The 17,873-nt window shown below is 59.3% G+C and carries 17 protein-coding genes; 7 read left to right on the top strand and 10 right to left on the bottom strand.

All coding sequences use genetic code 11. The features are described 5' to 3' along the window. Nucleotide 1 precedes the first annotated feature (1 nt). Together BOP96_RS07470 and BOP96_RS07465 are read left to right on the top strand one after the other, a co-directional pair. The gene (locus BOP96_RS07470; protein WP_020301569.1) at nucleotides 2-1,603 is read left to right on the top strand and encodes an ABC transporter ATP-binding protein; all 1,602 of its coding nucleotides are present in this window, start codon (nucleotides 2-4) and stop codon (nucleotides 1,601-1,603) included. 35 nt (nucleotides 1,604-1,638) lie between these two features. Further along, nucleotides 1,639-2,532: an AraC family transcriptional regulator gene (locus tag BOP96_RS07465; protein WP_073452294.1), complete on the top strand. Its 894-nt coding sequence runs from the start codon at nucleotides 1,639-1,641 to the stop codon at nucleotides 2,530-2,532. Here the strand turns inward: BOP96_RS07465 and BOP96_RS07460 are convergent. After that, nucleotides 2,474-3,061, bottom strand: coding sequence for a LysE family translocator (locus BOP96_RS07460; RefSeq protein WP_019820289.1), 588 nt, complete (start codon nucleotides 3,059-3,061; stop codon nucleotides 2,474-2,476). The genes BOP96_RS07465 and BOP96_RS07460 overlap by 59 nt on opposite strands. A 409-nt stretch (nucleotides 3,062-3,470) precedes the next feature. Here BOP96_RS07460 and BOP96_RS07455 point away from each other — a divergent pair, with 409 nt between their 5' ends. Then, nucleotides 3,471-3,959 carry a hypothetical protein gene (locus tag BOP96_RS07455; protein WP_058410579.1) on the top strand — a complete coding sequence of 163 codons (489 nt, stop codon included), beginning with the start codon at nucleotides 3,471-3,473 and terminating at the stop codon, nucleotides 3,957-3,959. On the opposite strand, the gene BOP96_RS07450 is transcribed toward BOP96_RS07455, so the two are convergent. After that, nucleotides 3,943-4,425 (bottom strand): GNAT family N-acetyltransferase, encoded by a 483-nt coding sequence (locus tag BOP96_RS07450; protein WP_014718249.1) that lies wholly within the window; start codon nucleotides 4,423-4,425, stop codon nucleotides 3,943-3,945. The genes BOP96_RS07455 and BOP96_RS07450 overlap by 17 nt on opposite strands. Before the next feature lie 176 nt (nucleotides 4,426-4,601). Between BOP96_RS07450 and BOP96_RS07445 the strand changes: the two genes are divergently transcribed. Beyond that, a complete protein-coding gene (locus tag BOP96_RS07445; RefSeq protein WP_014718248.1) occupies nucleotides 4,602-4,937 on the top strand; it encodes a hypothetical protein in 336 nt (111 codons plus the stop codon). On the opposite strand, the gene BOP96_RS07440 is transcribed toward BOP96_RS07445, so the two are convergent. Further along, nucleotides 4,927-6,540, bottom strand: coding sequence for an ATP-binding response regulator (locus BOP96_RS07440; protein ID WP_032903839.1), 1,614 nt, complete (start codon nucleotides 6,538-6,540; stop codon nucleotides 4,927-4,929). The genes BOP96_RS07445 and BOP96_RS07440 overlap by 11 nt on opposite strands. Nucleotides 6,541-6,721: 181 nt before the next feature. Here BOP96_RS07440 and BOP96_RS07435 point away from each other — a divergent pair, with 181 nt between their 5' ends. Further along, entirely contained in the window at nucleotides 6,722-7,324 is a 603-nt protein-coding gene (locus BOP96_RS07435) for a LuxR C-terminal-related transcriptional regulator (protein ID WP_073452292.1), read from the top strand. 13 nt (nucleotides 7,325-7,337) lie between these two features. Here BOP96_RS07435 and BOP96_RS07430 read toward each other — a convergent pair whose 3' ends face one another. Further along, nucleotides 7,338-7,967: a ribonuclease T2 family protein gene (locus tag BOP96_RS07430; protein WP_019820296.1), complete on the bottom strand. Its 630-nt coding sequence runs from the start codon at nucleotides 7,965-7,967 to the stop codon at nucleotides 7,338-7,340. Between the two features lie 45 nt (nucleotides 7,968-8,012). Further along, nucleotides 8,013-8,990 (bottom strand): Gfo/Idh/MocA family protein, encoded by a 978-nt coding sequence (locus BOP96_RS07425; RefSeq protein WP_014718244.1) that lies wholly within the window; start codon nucleotides 8,988-8,990, stop codon nucleotides 8,013-8,015. Nucleotides 8,991-9,116: 126 nt separating this feature from the next. On the opposite strand from BOP96_RS07425, the gene BOP96_RS07420 reads away from it, so the two are divergent. Continuing rightward, nucleotides 9,117-9,479: an NUDIX hydrolase gene (locus BOP96_RS07420; protein WP_014718243.1), complete on the top strand. Its 363-nt coding sequence runs from the start codon at nucleotides 9,117-9,119 to the stop codon at nucleotides 9,477-9,479. A gap of 15 nt (nucleotides 9,480-9,494) precedes the next feature. Here the strand turns inward: BOP96_RS07420 and BOP96_RS07415 are convergent, their stop codons facing one another. From BOP96_RS07415 to BOP96_RS07405, 3 genes are all read right to left on the bottom strand, one after another. Beyond that, entirely contained in the window at nucleotides 9,495-9,743 is a 249-nt protein-coding gene (locus BOP96_RS07415; protein WP_014718242.1) for a DUF1652 domain-containing protein, read from the bottom strand. Between the two features lie 400 nt (nucleotides 9,744-10,143). Next, a complete protein-coding gene (locus tag BOP96_RS07410) occupies nucleotides 10,144-10,404 on the bottom strand; it encodes a hypothetical protein (RefSeq protein ID WP_019820299.1) in 261 nt (86 codons plus the stop codon). 4 nt (nucleotides 10,405-10,408) lie between these two features. Further along, nucleotides 10,409-10,855 (bottom strand): GNAT family N-acetyltransferase, encoded by a 447-nt coding sequence (locus BOP96_RS07405; protein ID WP_014718240.1) that lies wholly within the window; start codon nucleotides 10,853-10,855, stop codon nucleotides 10,409-10,411. A 289-nt stretch (nucleotides 10,856-11,144) separates the two neighbouring features. On the opposite strand from BOP96_RS07405, the gene BOP96_RS07400 reads away from it, so the two are divergent. Continuing rightward, the gene (locus BOP96_RS07400; protein ID WP_073452290.1) at nucleotides 11,145-14,888 is read left to right on the top strand and encodes a hypothetical protein; all 3,744 of its coding nucleotides are present in this window, start codon (nucleotides 11,145-11,147) and stop codon (nucleotides 14,886-14,888) included. 126 nt (nucleotides 14,889-15,014) lie between these two features. Here BOP96_RS07400 and BOP96_RS07395 read toward each other — a convergent pair whose 3' ends face one another. Together BOP96_RS07395 and BOP96_RS07390 are read right to left on the bottom strand one after the other, a co-directional pair. Continuing rightward, entirely contained in the window at nucleotides 15,015-16,076 is a 1,062-nt protein-coding gene (locus BOP96_RS07395; RefSeq protein WP_038450532.1) for an FUSC family protein, read from the bottom strand. A gap of 163 nt (nucleotides 16,077-16,239) precedes the next feature. Beyond that, nucleotides 16,240-17,856, bottom strand: coding sequence for an NADP-dependent glyceraldehyde-3-phosphate dehydrogenase (locus BOP96_RS07390; RefSeq protein WP_032902833.1), 1,617 nt, complete (start codon nucleotides 17,854-17,856; stop codon nucleotides 16,240-16,242). Nucleotides 17,857-17,873 lie beyond the last annotated feature (17 nt).

The following is a 17,873-nucleotide window of genomic DNA, read 5'->3' as shown; positions in this document are numbered from 1 at the left end:
GATGAATCCGGACAATCTGATCGAAATCCGCGACCTCAGTGTCGAATTCGTCACCGGCGAGCACCACCACCGGGTGGTCAACCACGTCAGCTTCGACATTAAGCGCGGCGAAACCCTGGCGCTGGTGGGTGAAAGCGGTTCGGGCAAATCGGTCACCGCCCATTCGATCCTGCGCCTGCTGCCCTACCCGTTGGCCAGGCATCCGTCGGGCACTATCGAGTATTCAGGGCAAGACCTGCTGACGCTTAAAGAGAAGACCCTGCGGCATATACGCGGCAATCGGATTGCGATGATCTTCCAGGAGCCGATGACCTCGTTGAACCCGCTGCACTCCATCGAAAAACAGATCAACGAGGTGCTCGGCCTGCACAAGGGCCTGACCGGCACGGTCGCCACCCAGCGCACGTTGGAATTGCTGGAGCTGGTGGGTATCCCCGAACCGCACAAACGCCTCAAGGCCCTGCCCCATGAGCTGTCCGGCGGCCAGCGCCAGCGGGTGATGATCGCCATGGCCCTGGCCAACGAGCCGGAGTTGTTGATTGCCGACGAGCCGACCACGGCGCTGGATGTCACCGTGCAGTTGAAGATCCTGGAATTGCTCAAGGAGCTGCAGGCGCGGCTGGGCATGGCGCTGCTGCTGATCAGCCACGACCTCAACCTGGTACGGCGCATCGCCCATCGTGTGTGTGTGATGCAGCAAGGTTGCATCGTTGAACAGGCCGATTGCGAGACACTGTTCCAGTCGCCCCAGCATCCCTACACCCAGGAATTGCTCGCGGCGGAGCCCAGTGGTGGGCCAGCCAACAATGATGTCGGCCCTCCGCTGCTGGAAGTGGACGACCTGAAAGTCTGGTTTCCGATCAAGAAAGGCTTTTTGCGCAATACCGTCGATTACGTCAAGGCTGTGGACGGCATCAACTTCAGCCTGCCCCAGGGCCAAACCCTGGGCATCGTTGGCGAAAGTGGCTCGGGCAAGTCCACCTTGGGCCTGGCAATTTTGCGCCTGATCGGCAGCCAGGGCGGGATTCGCTTCGAAGGCCAGCAACTGGACCGCCTCAGCCAACAGCAGGTGCGCCCGTTGCGCCGGGAAATGCAGGTGGTGTTCCAGGACCCGTTCGGCAGCCTGAGCCCGCGCATGTGCGTCAGCGAGATCGTTGGCGAAGGCCTGCGTATCCACAAGATGGGCACGCCCGCCGAACAGGAAGCGGCGATTATCGCGGCGCTCAAGGAAGTGGGCCTGGACCCCGAATCCCGGCATCGCTACCCCCATGAATTTTCCGGCGGCCAGCGCCAACGCATCGCTATCGCCCGAGCGCTGGTGCTCAAGCCGCGCCTGATCCTGCTGGACGAACCCACCTCGGCCCTGGACCGCACGGTACAGCGCCAGGTGGTAGAGTTGCTGCGTGGTTTGCAGGCCAAGTACAACCTGACCTACCTGTTTATCAGCCATGACCTGGCAGTGGTGAAGGCGCTGAGTCACCAGTTGATGGTGGTCAAGCAAGGCCAGGTGGTGGAGCAAGGCGATGCCCAGGCTATTTTTGCTGACCCGCAACATGCCTATACCCGGCAGTTGCTCAAGGCGGCTTTTTTGGTGCCGGCCTGACGGCACGCGGGTGCAAATGCAGGAGAAATAACGCCATGTCGCTCAGCCCAATCGCCCGTCCCGCAGACACGCCGCGCTTCTGGCGCGACGAACGCCTGCCGTTCATCGAAGCGCGCACCATCGCCGACGGGCGCAAGGTCACTTACACCCGGCACGCCCATGAGCATTTTTCCATCGGTGCGATCACCACCGGCTGCAGCTATTACCACTACGGCGCGCGCACCTTCGAAATCAGCGCCGGCACCGTGGTGCTGATGAACCCAGGCGATGTGCATGCGTGCAACCCCATCCATGACCAGCCCTGGTCCTACCACATGCTGTACCTGGACACGCCCTGGCTGACCGACCTGCAATACCAGCTGGGATTCAGTACCGACCAGGGCTACCGGCCATTCGACACGCCCCATACCCGCGACACCACGCTGTACCACGGCTTGCTCGACCTGTACCGCACGCTAGTGGATGAACAGGCCGAACTGCTGCAAAAACAGAGCACGCTGGTGAGTTACTTCACCGAGGTGCAACAGCGTCTGAACCCTTCGTTGGCACCGGTACGCGAGGTCAACCACAAACTCGAACGCGCCGCCGACTACATCCGCGCTTACTGCACTCAGGCCTTGAAACTCGAAGACGTCTGCCAGGCGGCCGATCTGTCGCCGTCTTACCTGATCCGCGCGTTCAAGCAGTATTACGGCTTGACGCCCCACGCCTTCATGGTCAACCGACGCATCCAGTTTGCCCGCAGCCAACTGCGCAATGGCGCACTGATTGCCGACGTCGCCCTGGCCGCGGGCTTTGCCGACCAGGCGCACTTCCAGCGCACCTTCAAACAACACCTCGCGGCCACGCCGGGGCAATACCGCGAGAACCTCAAGCCATCAGCAAATAACCCACACTGGCCACCAGCAACGCGGCCATTGAGCGGTTGAACAGCCGTACACCTTTGGGGTTGTTCAAGTAGCGGCGTAAAAACGTCCCCGCATACACCCAGCACGCCACCGACAGGTAGCAGATCACCAGGTAAAGCGCGGCAAACAACCACACCTGCGCCGCATCGCCATCAGCCACAAACAACCCCATGCCTGCCACACACGCCAGCCAGGCTTTCGGGTTGAGCCACTGCATGATCGCGCCATACAGCATCGACGGCGCGGTGTCGGTACCGTCAGCGTCCAGCCGACCATCGTCCACGGCGAGTTTCCACGCCATGTACAACAGGAACGCGACTCCGCCCCAGCGGATCAATTGGATCAGTATCGGCCAGCGCACCAGCACTTCATGCAGCCCCAGGCCGATCAGTATCAACAACAAGGTGAAACCTACGGCGGCGCCCAACACATGTTTCTGGCTGGCGACAAAACCGAAACGCGCGCCGGCACTTAAAGCAACCACATTGACGGGGCCGGGCGTGATGGACGTGGCCAGGGCAAAAGCGGCCATGGAGAGGATCAAGCTCATTACAGTTCCTTGTGTGATGCCAACGATGTTGAGATCACGGTAACGCGCCGGGCGATGAGCGTATTGAACAAAATGCCCCTGGGCGCTTCAGAAACTAACGCTGATCTGATGGATGCCCCCACGATCAAACTATGGGAGCTGGCTTCCACATTGGTCATGCATCGCCCAAAGGATCTACGCCTGGCACCGGTCCCCAGTGGGAGCGGGCTTGCCCGCGAAGGCGGCGTGTCAGCCACTGCATCTTTAACTGAACCACCGCTATCGCAGGCAAGCCAGCTCCCACATTTGGACCGTGGGGCGTCGCGGGAGCAAGCGCCCTCGCCACAGGTACAGCGCGTGGCCACTTGGAGGGGATGACACCGCCTCACCCTTGGTATCCTGCCACTCCAACCCACAGGGACCCGTGCGCATGCAAATCAACCCAGCCTTTATCCTTCACCAGACCGAGCACTGGCAGCTCAACCACCACCTGACCTCGAAGCTGCCCGGTTACTTGATGCTGGGCGCCAGGGCGCCGATTGACGCCCTCCCCGACATGCCTGAAGCCGCACTGGCCGAACTGGGCGGCCTGCTCGCCAATATCCAGCGGGTGATGCAAACCCAGCTCCAGCCAAAATGGCTGTATATCAGCCGTTACGGCCATATGCCGGGCTTACCGCTGCATTTTCATTGCATCCCCGTCTATGACTGGGTAGAGCAAGCGTTCTGGCGGGACGAACGCTATCGCTCGCTGAACGCTTTCGGGACGCCCCCCCTCGAACCCATGACCGATGGCGCTGAACTGACCCTGTTCGTATGGCGCGAGTTTGGCGAGAGCCTCACCCCGCCGCCGATTCAAGGGCCAGGGATAGAGCCTGTGATCGAGCAATTGCGCGCTGCATTCAAACGGGACTCATAACCCGCAACCGCTTCACCATCGGTACACACGCCAGCACCAACCCGGACGGCGAGCGGTACACCGCCTGCTCATCGCCCACATACCCGCACGCTCTATAAAAACTCACCGCGTTCAGTGTCGCATCCAGCACAACCTGTTCAATCGCCCGCTGCTGCGCCATACGCTCCAAGTGAGCAAGCATCACTTTGCCAAACCCTCGCCCGCTGAATAGGGGCAATACAAACAAGGCTCCGATTTCATGGCTGGCAAGATCCAGCATGCCAGTGACGACTGGTTTGCCATTGAACCATCCCATGTAGAACTGTTTTTCCATCAGCGCGCCGTAGCCATCACTGGCGCGACCTCGGGTCCAGAGCGCCATTTGTTCAGCGCTATAGGCGCCAATGCATTGGCCGCGAATGGCCTCGCGACGAATCTCAAACGCACGCTCGGCGTCGTCCGGCGTGGCACGTTTTATCTCCAGCATCGCAAGCTCCTTCCGTGACCTCAAACTGCCATTAGCCCATTTGTGCTAATCGACCCTACCTCACGGCAGCGCTATATTCCGCGGCACTTCCAACGTTCTCACCCACACCGCGCATTCCGTGCGCGCGGGTTCGTTGCGCGTTGGAAAAACCAAAACAACCCCAAGGAAGAAGCACCATGAAACTCTACTCCCCTGTCACTCGCTTTGCCCTGCTGGGCGCCTTGATCATCGGCGTCGCCGGTTGCAGCAATATCAAGCCCACCGAAGATCATCTCAAGAAGCTGTCGGAAACCAATCTGGGCGAGCCGGTAAAACGTATCTCCAATGTGCGCAGCGACTCCATGACCACCTACTACGTCGCTAACACAGCCTCCGGCGAGTACAACTGCTCCGTACCCAGTGGTGCCAGCGGCGGCGCGTTCGCGATTGCCAGCTTCGGCCTGATGAAGCCCGCGGCCTACTGCATGCCCAAGGGCGCCAAAGGCAATGGGTTGACGCCGTTCATGCAGTAATATTTTCCTGGCTGAGCGCTCGCAGAGTGCCGCGCAGTTCCGCAGGGCGTACCGGTTTGGACAAAATAGCGATCTGACGATCGTGCAACGCGGCCTGGATTTTCTCCACGTCGTGCCCGGTAAGGATCAGCGCTGGCACCGCCCAGCCGCGTTGCTGGCGTAACTGGTCGATGCATTCGATGCCGGTGGCGTGGTTGCCCAGGTCATAGTCGGCAACGATGATGTCGCAGTCACTGACCAAACCCTGCCCCGTGGACTCGGCCTGCACTTGGCACCCCCAGCGCTCCAGCAGGGCCTGGGTGGCGAGCAGCACGTTGTAGTCATCTTCCACCAGGCACACCTTAAGGCCGGTGAGCAGCCCGGCTTGGCGTGCATCGTCGCGCAAGGCCGGTTGACGCGGCGCGGTGGCCAAGGCTAGGCCATGCAGGCTTACTGAGGTGCCATGGCCGACCCGCGAACGCAGGCTCACCTGCAACCCCATCAATTGCCCCAGGCGCTTGACGATGGACAGCCCAAGGCCCACACCTTCGACGTCCTTGTCACGCAGTTGGCGCACGCGATAAAACTCTTCGAAGACCTTTGACAGATGCTCCTTGGCAATCCCCCGCCCCTGGTCGTGCACCTGCACCACCACGCCGTCATCACGCATGCGCACGCCAATCAGCACCGGTCGTTGCGCCCCGTACTTGAAGCAATTGGAGAGCAGGTTCTGCACCATGGTCGCCAGCATGGCCGGATCAACCAGCACCCAGTGGGCACAGGGGCGCAGGCGCAGCTCCACGCCCGCCCAGCGAGCAGCCTCGGCGTTCTGGCGCACGAGGTCGGCAAGGAAGTCGCCCAGGTGGATCACTTGGTATTTGGGCAACAGGCGCCCGTTGTCGAGGGTGTAGAGGTCGAGAATCGAGCGGAACAATTGCGAGACGTTAAGCAGCGAGCGGTCGATATTGTCCACCAAGCGCTGTTCGTCCTCGCCCAAACGGGCTTCGCGCAGGCAGGCGGTAAACAGGCCAATGGAGTGGATCGGCTGGCGCAGGTCATGGCTGGCCTGGGCGAGAAAACGGGATTTTTCCAGGTTGGCGGCGATCGCCTGCTCGGAGGCCTTGCGCGTGCGCTCCAACAGGATATGGGCATACACCGGGATCACCGTGCTGGTGATCATCAGCATCAGCACCATGAATGGTTGTGCCTGCCACAGCGGCGTGAGTTGGTACACGATCAACAGCGCCAGCAACGCCAGCCCCGTCGCAATTGCCAGGTAGCGCGAACCGTAGCGCATGCCGTTGCCCAGGTTCACCCAGACCATCACCGCATACAGCGGCAATGCCGCCTCACCGCCTACCACCAGGCCGAACGAAGTGCCCGTGTAGTCGTGGATCATGCCAAAGATCCGCCGCGCCGGATAATGCCCGGGCCAGCGTGCGATCACTTGGCGAAGCACGATGGACGCCAGCAGGAACAGCAAGATATACAGGATCACCGGCAGATAGGTGTCCAGCGACTGCCCAGGCAAAAAGCCCAGCACGCCGATGTAAACGATAGCGATGCTGGCCACCACGATGCGCAGGTTAGCCTGATCGAGTTCGGAGTTAGTCTCGGGGCTCATCGTCATATCCTTGACCTATCATCTGAAGGAGCGAGCTTGCTCGCGAAAAACGTCAACGATAACGCGTTTGACCTGGGAGTACGCGGTGCCTGTGCGTGCTTCACGAGCAAGCTCGCTCCTACATCGGCGGTAAATAAATTAGCATGCCTCGACACAACCTTGCCCCAGGAAGGAGCTCGCCATGACCGGCCGAATCATCATCGCCGACGACCACCCCATGTTTCGCGAAGGCATGACGCGCACCGTGCAGCGCCTGCTGCCGGGCGCGGTGGTGCAGGAGGCCGGCGACCTGGCCACGGTGAATGCGTTGCTGTGCGAAGCGGGCGAGGTCGATACCTTGATCCTCGATTTGCGCTTTCCCGGCCTGACCTGCATCAGCCAACTGGCCGAACTGCGCCAGCAACTGAAACGCACCACCTTGGTCCTGGTGTCGATGGTCGATGACCCCGCGCTGATCGAACAGGTCATGGCCTTGGGCGCCGACGGTTTTATCGGCAAGAACATCGCCCCGGACGAGATCGGCCAGGCGCTGCTGGCGATCCGCGAAGGCGAAGTGCTGGTCAAATTCGCCCCTTCAGGCCTGCTGCCCCTCGACACCCACACCCTCACCACCCGCCAGCAGGAAGTGCTGCGCCTGATTGCCCAGGGCAAGACCAACAAGGAAATTGCCAAGGCCCTGAATATCTCGCCGTTTACCGTACGTATCCATGTGTCGTCATTGTTGCGCAGCCTGAATGTCCCCTCGCGCGCTGCAGCTGCGGTGAAGTATTCCGGCGAGCTCTAGGCGATTGCACGGCTCAACGCTGCGCGGGAATACGAATACCGCCCCCACGGCATTGGCTTTTCACACTGCGCGGGCAACCGGCAAAGGCCAGGTCCTTGGTCAGGCACACCCGTACCTCCGACAACACCTTTCCCTTGCAGATCACCGCCATCCCGTGGTTACCCATACGCGGGTTGCTCGCGCGAAACAGCGCCTCGATCTCACTGGCCGGCAATGAAGGCGGCGTATTGAACGGCTGCAGTTGCTGCGGAATGGCAACCGCACCGAGCGCCACATCGGTCTTCTCCAGATATTCCAACGGCTCCAGCCCACTGCAGGTGCCATGCTTGGCCCACTCATGCTTGAGCAGCGCGCGGGTAGGAAACAGCGCCGCGCCCTTGTCCATTTCTGCCTCGCTCAAGCGCACCTGCGGTGTACAGGACGCCGGCCACCCTCCCCGCGCGTATTGCGGCCACAAGCCATGCAGCACAAAGCCGTAGCCTTTACCTGAGCATTGCTCGTTGCCTGGGTGCGTGAGGCAAAACGTGGGTGACCACGAGAGCGATAGCACATAGAAATCAAACTCACCCGCCTGCCCTTGGCTGCGTGGCGCCGCCGTTGTCGCGGTGGCGATCAGCAGCCACACCACCATCCAGTATTTCATCCCGGTATTCCTTTAAAAGAGTGAAGCCTTACGCTATTGCCACGACTAGGGATGCTGGGAATAACGGTGTAACACCTTGTCCAGGATGATATCGGTCTTCAGCGCTTCGATGGCCAGCGACGGATGCTCGGCCTCGCCACGAATATGCGCGTTCATGTTCAGGACATGGTGCCATTGAATATGGGTGTGACACGGCACCTCTAACACCTCGGTGGTCTCGCCTTCAAGACGCAGCGGCTGGTCGTCGAACACCGAAAATTGAATACGGCCGCGACTGCCGATCAGTTCGACCCGGTCTTCGCGGCGGTCCGCCACAAAATTCCAGCAGCCCATGCCCAATGCACCGCTGGCAAATGTCCAGCAGGCCGTCACTGCGTCTTCTGCCGCGTAGCGTCCTGCCTGTCGTGCGGAAAAGCCTGAGACCTCGACGATGTCCCCGGCCAGGTACTGGAACAGGTCGAACCCATGGCTGGCCAGGTCGGCAAAGTAGCCGCCACCGGCAATGGCCGGGTCGGTGCGCCAATTGCTGGCGTCGGTGTCTGTAACGGCAGCGGGTTTGCACAAGGTCCAGGTCAGGTGACGCAACTCACCGATACGGCCTTCCTGCAGCCAGGTGCGCACTTGCTGAAAGCGTGGCAATGAACGCCGGTAGTAGGAGACAAACAGATGCAGCCCGGCGCGCTCGAATGTGCGCTGCATCAACGCGCTCTGTTCAGCATTCAGCGACATCGGCTTTTCGACGCAGCAATGCTTGCCCGCCGCCGCCACCCTCAAGGCGTATTCAAGATGGCTGTCGGGTGGCGTGGCGATGTAGACCGCATCCACCTCGGGGTCGTCGATCAAGGCCTGGGCATCGGTATAACAACGGGCAATACCATGGCGCGCCGCGTAATCGCGCACCGCCTCGGCACGCCGCCCCATCACGGCGACCAAGGCCGAACCTGGCGCTTTATAGAAAGCCGGTCCACTCTTCAATTCAGTGACACTGCCACAGCCGATCATGCCCCAGCGTATGGTCTTCATCTAATGTCCTCGGTCGTATTCGTCAATCGGGCAGTATCCACATACCGGCCCTGGCGCGCCATAACCACTTAGCATGACAATTGCATTACACTTTTATGACACTCATTCGGCGCGGGGGCACATTCGATGAAAATTAGGGCAACCGTCATTTGCGAACATGAGGGGCATATCCTCTTCGTGCGCAAGGCCAGATCAAAATGGGCATTGCCCGGCGGGAAAGTCGAAGCGCACGAGCGCCCTGTCGGCGCGGCGGAACGCGAACTGGAAGAAGAAACCGGGTTAAACGTGGACGGCTTGCTGTACCTGCAAGAGCTCAAGGCCCGCGACACCGTCCACCATGTGTTTGAGGCCTCGGTGGTCAATATCGACGAGGCACGGCCGTGCAATGAGATTGTCGATTGCCAGTGGTATGCCTACAGCGCCTTGGACGAGCTGGACACCACAGACGCCACCCGCCACATCGTCAAATCCTTCCTGCGGCGCCTCTGACGCCCTGGACAGCCGCTAACCCACCGCCGCGAACCCGCGGCGCCCGGCCTTTATCTCGGCACGCAACTCACCAATCAGGTTGGCGATGGCACGGATGCTGTCCAGGCCCTCGGGCGATACGCGGGTCAGCAGCAAGTCGACACGACCGGACGCAGGCTCGAACACGCTGATGCGCAGTGAGCCGTCGCTGTTAAGGCAGCACTCACACGCAAGCGGCAGGAAGCCTGAAGCCATAATGCGGTTGAATTCGGTGATGGAAATCATGATCAGCCCCCCGTCCCTGGGTTCTACCCGATTGAGGCGATGCAAGCAGCATAGATAAGGTTTTGCCGGCCACCGGACATTTAATGCAACAGTGTTAACCAGCCCTCACTTTGTCGGGCGTAACCGGCCATGAACGACAGGCCGAGATTAAATCGCGGGCAAAAAAAATCCCAAGTAGCTGATGGAAACTTGGGATTTAAAAATGCATAAACCGTGGGAGGTGAACGCCCGGCTATAGTAGCGATTGTAAAAACATGTAACAAGATTATTTTAATCCTTTCGTCGGATTGAAAGCGTCGTAAGTCATTCAATAACCACATGTTTTTTAAGGTGGAAGGCGGCAGTCATGCTACTTTTTGGTGCAAGTAACGGTTATAAACCCACGTATAAAAAAGGGTTATTAATCCGGTGCCGTACTTTTAAGTAATTGTTCACTTAATTGCTTGCACGTTTCTTGAAGGGCCTCACGACTCGAAGCGGTGGCGCCCACCACAGCCTCCAGGTGACGACACAGCGCCAAACGTTCAGCGGCTTCTTCACGTTGGCGGTCGACCTTGGCGTTGAGCTGAACAAAATAGAACCCCAGTAACACGGCGACAACCAGCACGCCCGCCGCGAAGTAGCGCAAGCTGTTGGACGATGAAGGCGCTGGGGCATTCATGGCCTTATGGCGCCCTGCTCTTTTCATAACGCACATCATCTCCATCGACCGGGCCCACGACAGACCAGCCCAGGCGCTGATAGAACCCATTGGCCCGGATCTCATCACGCCCATCAGTCACCAGGTACGCCGTGTCGTGGCGCTCAAACAGGGCCGCCTCGGCCACCGCCATCAGTTGACGGCCCAGGCCAAGCTTCTCGTGGGATGGCAGCACGAACATCGCGAACACTTCACCTTCATCCAGGTCGACCATGGAAAACCCCGCCGCCTGGCCGTCCACTTCCGCGATCCAGCCACAAGGTGCTGCGCGCAACGTGTCGCTCAATACCTGCGGGGTAATCCCCAGGCCAGCCATCTGTTCAAGGCTCAGGTGGTTTTGCACCACCGAGGTGCGAATCGCGCACAGCGTGTCGACGTCATCAGGTGTTGCCGTTCGAATCAGTACTTGCATACCGGCCTCCATGAAGAAGTGCGCAATTGTATGCAAATACTCACACGGGGTTTGTCGTGGTTTTGTAAACAGCTCTTTGAAGAGCTGCGATTGACACTACCCTCACCACCTCCATATCTTTTTTAACGGGATTCACCATGCCCCCTGTTCGTGGCATGGACGACCTTCAAACTATCAGTGCGTTACCGTTTGTCGCCACTGTCAATTCTGACAGCTAGACGCCCATCCCCTTCAAGCGTCTGATTTCCTTGTTCCATAGCCGTCCAGGCCCCAGCCAAGGAGTTCAGCCATGTCCAAATTACATGCCCCCGAGGAGCGCTTTCCGGTAGCGCGAAGCTCATCCACTCCCCGCAATGATCTCGACCCGCCGGCCTACTCGAACCCGGTGCTCAACGTGGTTGGGGCTGACAGGGGCCTAGGCGTGCGGCATCTCGATACTTATCTATATGTAACCATTTTGCGCTGGATTAATTTGCAAGCGGGTGATACCTGCGAGTACTTCCACGGCAGCCGTACGTTGCGCCTGGGCTTTCACACCGTCAAACCAGAGGAAACAGGCAAAAACTTTTTTCAACTGGCCATCAACGAGGAAAGTATACCGCGGGGGCTATCCTTTCCTGTGTTTGTACGCGTTGTCCGTAATGGCCCTGGCACGCCAAGTACATCAGATGAGCTGACTGTCTTCGTCAAGGACACGCGACCTGGCCTGGATGAACAGCCCGGGCTGAGGTACCACGACAAATTGCTGCTCAGCTTGCCGGACGACCTCGCAGCGCCCGGCGCAGTCTTGACTCCGGAGCGCGCCGCCCAAGGCGTAGTGTTCACGCTCGATTACCCCGGTAAACGTGTGCGAGACAAGATTCTTTTGTATTGGGACACGATCGCGCAGGTGGTGGTTTTCCAACTCGATGACGACCACGCCAGCGGGGCAAAGCCGATTGAAGTGGAAGTTCCGGCAAGCGTCATCGGCACCGGCAGCGGCCTCCTACCGATACGTTATCAGGTGCTCGATGAAGTGGAAAACCGCTCCGGGCATGTCGAGCACTTTTCTCAGGCCGTGCATGTACAGGCCGAGCTTGACCCCAGCCTGCTCAGGCCGGCGCGCTTCCTCGTCGGCTCCACCTCGGTCACCTCGGTCAATTATGATCAGGATGCAGGGAAATTCTTTGCTGTTCAGGTAGTCACGCCTTTTCAGCTTCCGGATGGCCGTTTTGTCCCGGCGAATACTCGCGTCATTGCAACCTTGAGTGGTACTCACGCCGATGAGTCAACGTTTGAACTCGATCTGACCGATCAGCGCGCGGACCCGGGTTGGCCGACTTCGTTTCCTGTCGATGACGACACCATCAAACAATTGATCCAAGGCTCGATGAAGATCACCTGGCGGCTTGAGTTCCCGCTGGGCACCTTACTGGCCAAGTCCCAATCCCTGACGATCCTGATCTCTGGCACGATTGCGGACATGCCGGCAGTCACGGTGGTGCAGGCCGATGCCGGCTTGATTGACCCCGAAGAGCCTTACATCACCATTAATTATCCGAACCCGGCCTATACGCCCTACGATCCGGATAATCTGGTCAGGCTGCGGCTGGAGGCTGTTCTACCGGGTGGCGGGCTCGTTGAATACGAACAACGCCATAACGCAGGCGCTCCACCACCGCCCACCCGTTTTCGTACCGTAACCCAAGCCAACTTCGCTCGATTTATCGGGCTGGGCGATGTGCGGGTTTTCTACACGGTAGACGACGGCCTCATGCGGGCATTGGGTACAGGGACGCAGGCCATCCGCGAGTCGGAGTCGACGTATGTGCGGTTCGGCGAGCGTATTGCCGAAATGCCAAGGCCGGAAATCGACCGGGTCGATGAGGACGACAACCTAGACCCAGATGACTTGTTTGGCCAGCTCGACATCACGCTGCCCTACGCTGAAACTTACGATGGCGATGTCTTTACATGGCGCCTGACAGGGACGGCTGTGGACGGCAGCACCCAGGGTGACATCCGCCTGAATCGCGCCACCGCGGGAGCCCCCGTCTCCTTTTCGCTGGATCGGCACTACGCCGACACCAACCTGGGCGGCGTGATTCGCTTGAGCTATTCAATGATCCCCGCGAATGGTGGGCGCACCCTGCGCTCTGAAATACTCGAAGTGACTGTCGGTAAGGCGCTGGGTGACCTGCCTTGCCCGGAAGTCCTCGAAGCATCCAAAGCCCCCGACCAATTGGCACCGGAAGCGGTTACCGCCGGTGCGACCATTCGGGTCACCTTCGCGCAGATGCTACCGACCGACCGTATCCGAGCGTGCTGGACCGGCATTCCCGACATCGGCAGCCACTGTGAAACCCAAGACGGCAACCCCCGTAAAACCGTGGACTTCACCGTCCCGCCTGAAGTCGTGGGCGCCAATATTGCGCCATTTGGCCAACGGATCAACGTGCAATACTTCCTCATACGTAACGGACGAGAAACACCTTCTCCAATCCTCGACCTGCTGCTGCTCAACCTGACCACCTTGCCGATCCCGACCATCGAAGGGATTGGAGACGCCCCGGTGCTCGAGACCTCCAAGTTGAATGGAACCGAGCGCACGATGATCAATATCTGGCACTTCATTCATCGGGCTCAGCGCATCTGGATGGAGTACAGCGGCACCTATGATACCGTTCCAGAGACGCCATACTTCGAGGCCACCTACACCAACAACCTCGTGACCGAAGAAGGCGAACGCACTGGGATCCTGCCACCGACCCCCGTGGACGAACTGCGCAAGCTCAAGGATGGAACGCTATTAACCGTCCGTTTCTGGGTCTGCTTTGACCGCAGTTTCAACAAGGCCAATGCGGTGTTGTTCCGCGAGCGCCACTACACCATCCAGTCCCTGCCGGGCGTGTTGCCCCACCCGTTTATCAATGGCACCACCGACACCGGGCCGAACGTGACGGTGGACCCGCTGCCGATTGAGCACAATACGACGGTCACTGTTCGCTACACCGGTATGAGCAATCGGGATCGCATAACGTTTGAATGGATTTTTGCCGATGGTACCCACCATACGGCGGTCGAGAATGGGTTGGATGGGGGCACGGTGGTGTTCAACCTGACCTCGGTCAAGGTCTTGCACCGCAGTGTGAACAGTACCGTGTGCTTGAAGTATTCGGTAGAACGGCCGGGTGTGACGGACCCGATTCCGTCACAGGTGCAGACGGTGATGGTCAATGCCATTCCTGCTGCCAGTTTGCCGCAGCCACGGATCAACAACATTGCTTCTGGCGGTACGCTGGATGTCAACAATTTCGCGGGTAGCGCCACGGCTGCAGTGCCCAAATGGTCGTTGAGTCACCCAGGGCAACGGGTCTGGTTGATTTGCAGCGCTGCAGGCGTAACCCCGCTAACTGTTCTCAATGGTGTGGCAATCACCGCAACAGAGGCTGTTAATGGACTTGCAAACAAGGCAGTACTGCGTAGTTGGCTGAAGCGCATAACTAATGGCACACAAATAACGATAACCTGTGAGGTAACGTTTGACGGCAGTAATGATAAGTCAAAAGCCGTTATTTTTAAAAGCGCTCAATATATCAAGGCAGACCCTTGGACAGATGTCGGCCATTACTTTAACACTGGAAATTTAGGCGGATGGACTTTAGGAAGAGGCGGTCTGGGCGCTACGTTTGGTAGACTTGGTTTGTTTGTGGATACGCCCAATCCCTCTAATGCTGGCGCAGTGATCTCAAGAACCTTTAACTTTAATAGAGTGCATCGCTATAGCATCAGTTATTCCATCGCGAACGTCAGTCCGCCCGGTGGCGTCCCGCCCATCACGGCTGTTCTCGTGGGCTCGCAGGTTGCTATACCGAAATTTACAGTTCCAAATTCCGGCTCTCTTGAAGGCCAACAAAATTTGTCCTTCATACCGGCGGCTAACGGGCCAGCTTCGGTTGTGCTTCATAACTATCAAGATATAGGGGGCGGTTCAGGCTCTCAAGGGGGCAATGATTTTCACGTCTACTACATAGGCGTATATCGCCTCGATTAAATGAAAAATGAGAATAAGAGGTAACGCGCAATGAAAAGGGGGGGATCTATTTTATTTATGGGTCAGTCCTAATTAAAAACGGAACAGATCTATTCAAGATGGATCTGTTCCGTTTTTGCTGTGATATCAGATCTTCCAGCGCGCCGAACTTTTGAAGAGCCGCTCACGCATCCTGTCGACATTCGCGGTCAGTTGCAGCGTCAACAGCCGGTAGGCGTCCAGCCCGTTGTGTACCGGGACCTCCAGCAGCGTGACGTTCGACGTGACACTGCCCGATTGCTCCAACCGCTCCGTCACCCCCGACTTCAATGCCCGCGCCATCCCCACCAACTGCACCCGAATCTGCCGATGCTCGGCCTTCAGCATCACCCGCATCCGAGCCGTGGCCTGCTCGTCGCGCGGGTCTGGCCGGGTATTGCCCAGAATCTCCAGGGTGCTGATGCACAGGCGCAGGTGCCGCTGGATCGCATCCAGTTCAGTCATGGAAATCCGCACTTCCTTGGACACCGACGGCATCAACGAGCGCAGTTGCACCATCGCCCCGTTCAAGCGGTTGAGCAGCTTGAGGTGTTCATCGTCAGTTACCGATTGGCCATTGATGATCCGGCTATAAATCTGCGCGCAGTCACGCAGGGCGCTGGCCAGGTTGTAGCGCCACGAATACACGGCGTACAACGGCAAGGCAAAGGAAAACGCCAGGGCCAGCACAATGCCGATCAGGATATCGACGGTGCGCCACAATCCATCGGAGATAGGGTTATCGCCGTGGCCGGCGACGATAAACACCGTGATCGCCGACAGCAGTGCGATATAGCCGCCTTTGCCGATGGCGTGATAGGAAAAGAACCCGCACACCACCGACATCAACAGGTAGGTGAGCAACGGCAGGCCGAAGTAAGCCTGCTGCACCACCAGCAGCAAGCCGACGCTGGCGCCGATCAAGGTGCCGTAGGCGCGCTCGACGGCTTTCTTGCCGATATTGCCGTGGTGCTGCAACCCGCCGATCACGATCAGCATGGTCACCGACGCCCATTCCCCGTGAGGCAGGTTGAGGCCGGTGGTCAGCAGGATGGTTGCCAGCAAACCCACCGATACGCGCGCGGCGTGGATCAGCTTGGCATGGCGAAAGCGGCGGTAGGGGTCGAGCAAGGGGCGCAGCAGGCGCCGGGCAAAGAAGGGCAGGTTCATCAGCAGTAAAGTGGCCTCGATTATCTGAGTGCGCGCGATCAAATGTGGGAGCTGGCTTGCCTGCGATAGCATCACCGCGACCTGACTGAAAGACCGAGGTGCCGGCATCGCAGGCAAGCCAGCTCCCACACTGACCTGTCTGCACATTGGAACGGGGTTGATTTTAGAAGATGTAATCGGTAGTCAGGAAACTCGAATCGCGGTTGCGCAAAATATCGCTGACCAACGCCTTGTTACTTTCCTGAAACTTGGTCGCCACCAAAGTTCGGATCGAGAACACGCGCAAGGCGTCATGCACCGACAACGTGCCCTCGGCCGAGTTCTTGCGCCCGTTGAAGGGGAAGGTGTCCGGCCCGCGCTGGCATTGGGCATTGATATTGATACGGCCCACCTGGTTGGCGAAGGTGTCCACCAGGCGTCCGACTGCCACGGGGTCGGTGCCGAAGAGGCTCAACTGCTGGCCGAAATCCGAGTCCAGCACGTAGTCGATCACGGTCTCCAGGTCACGATAGGGCACGATCGGCACCACCGGGCCAAATTGCTCTTCGTGGTAGACGCGCATCTGCGGGTTTACCGGGTACAGCACCGCCGGGTAGAAGAACGAACCACGGCTGCTGCCGCCCTCGGGGTTCATGACCTTGGCGCCATGGCGCGCCGCATCGGCCACCAGTTCGCTGAGATAGTCGACCTTGCCCACTTCCGGCAGTGGCGTCAGCGCCACGCCATCCTCCCACGGCATGCCGGGCTTGAGCGTCGCCAGCTTGGCGTTGAATTTCTCGATAAAGCGCTCGACCACGTCTTCATGCACGAACAGGATCTTCAACGCGGTGCAACGCTGGCCGTTGAACGACAGCGAGCCGGTGACGGCTTCGTTCACCGCGTTGTCCAAGTCCACTTCGGGCAGCACGATCCCCGGGTTTTTGGCATCCAGGCCCAGCGCAGCACGCAAACGGTGTGGCTTGGGGTGCAGTTTTTTCAAATCACTGGCGGCCTTGTTGGTGCCGATAAATGCAAAGATATCGATCTTGCCGCTGGCCATCAGCGCGCTCACGGTCTCGCGGCCGCTGCCGTAGATCACGTTGATCACCCCGGCCGGGAAGCTGTCGCGGAACGCCTCCAGCAACGGGCGGATCAACAGCACACCGAGCTTGGCCGGCTTGAACACCACGGTATTGCCCATGATCAAGGCTGGGATCAGCGTGGTGAAGGTCTCGTTCAAGGGGTAGTTGTAAGGCCCCATGCACAGCGCCACGCCCAGGGGCACGCGACGGATTTGCCCGAGGGTGTCCTGCTCCAGTTCGAAGCGGCTACTGCGGCGGTCAAGCTCCTTGAGGGCATTGATGGTGTCGGTGATGTAGTCGCAGGTGCGGTCGAATTCTTTCTGCGAGTCTTTGAGGTTCTTGCCGATCTCCCACATCAGCAGTTTGACCACCGCATCGCGCTGTTCGCGCATGCGCCGCAAAAACGCTTCGACGTGCTGGATGCGCTCAACAACGCGCATCGTCGGCCACTCACCCTGGCCACGGTCATAAGCACGCACCGCCGCATCCAGCGCGGTTAGGGCGGTCTCGGCGTCCAGCAGCGGCGTGCTGCCGATATGCACGCGTTCATCGCCCAACTGCACCGGGCTTTGCACGCGCGCAAGCGGGCCGTTCCACACCCGCAGCTGGCCATCGACCAGGTAGTCGCGCTGTTCAATGGGCGCCGCCAGGCGAAATTGCTCGGGAATCTGGGAGCCGGAAGTGGGAAACAGCTGGGCGAGCAGGTTGCTGGTGGTCATGTCGCTACCCCTGGAAT

The organism is Pseudomonas sp. FSL W5-0203 (genome assembly GCF_001896155.1).
In the GTDB taxonomy this organism is placed as follows: domain Bacteria; phylum Pseudomonadota; class Gammaproteobacteria; order Pseudomonadales; family Pseudomonadaceae; genus Aquipseudomonas; species Aquipseudomonas paracarnis.
This window is presented reverse-complemented; position numbering and strand designations above follow the sequence as displayed.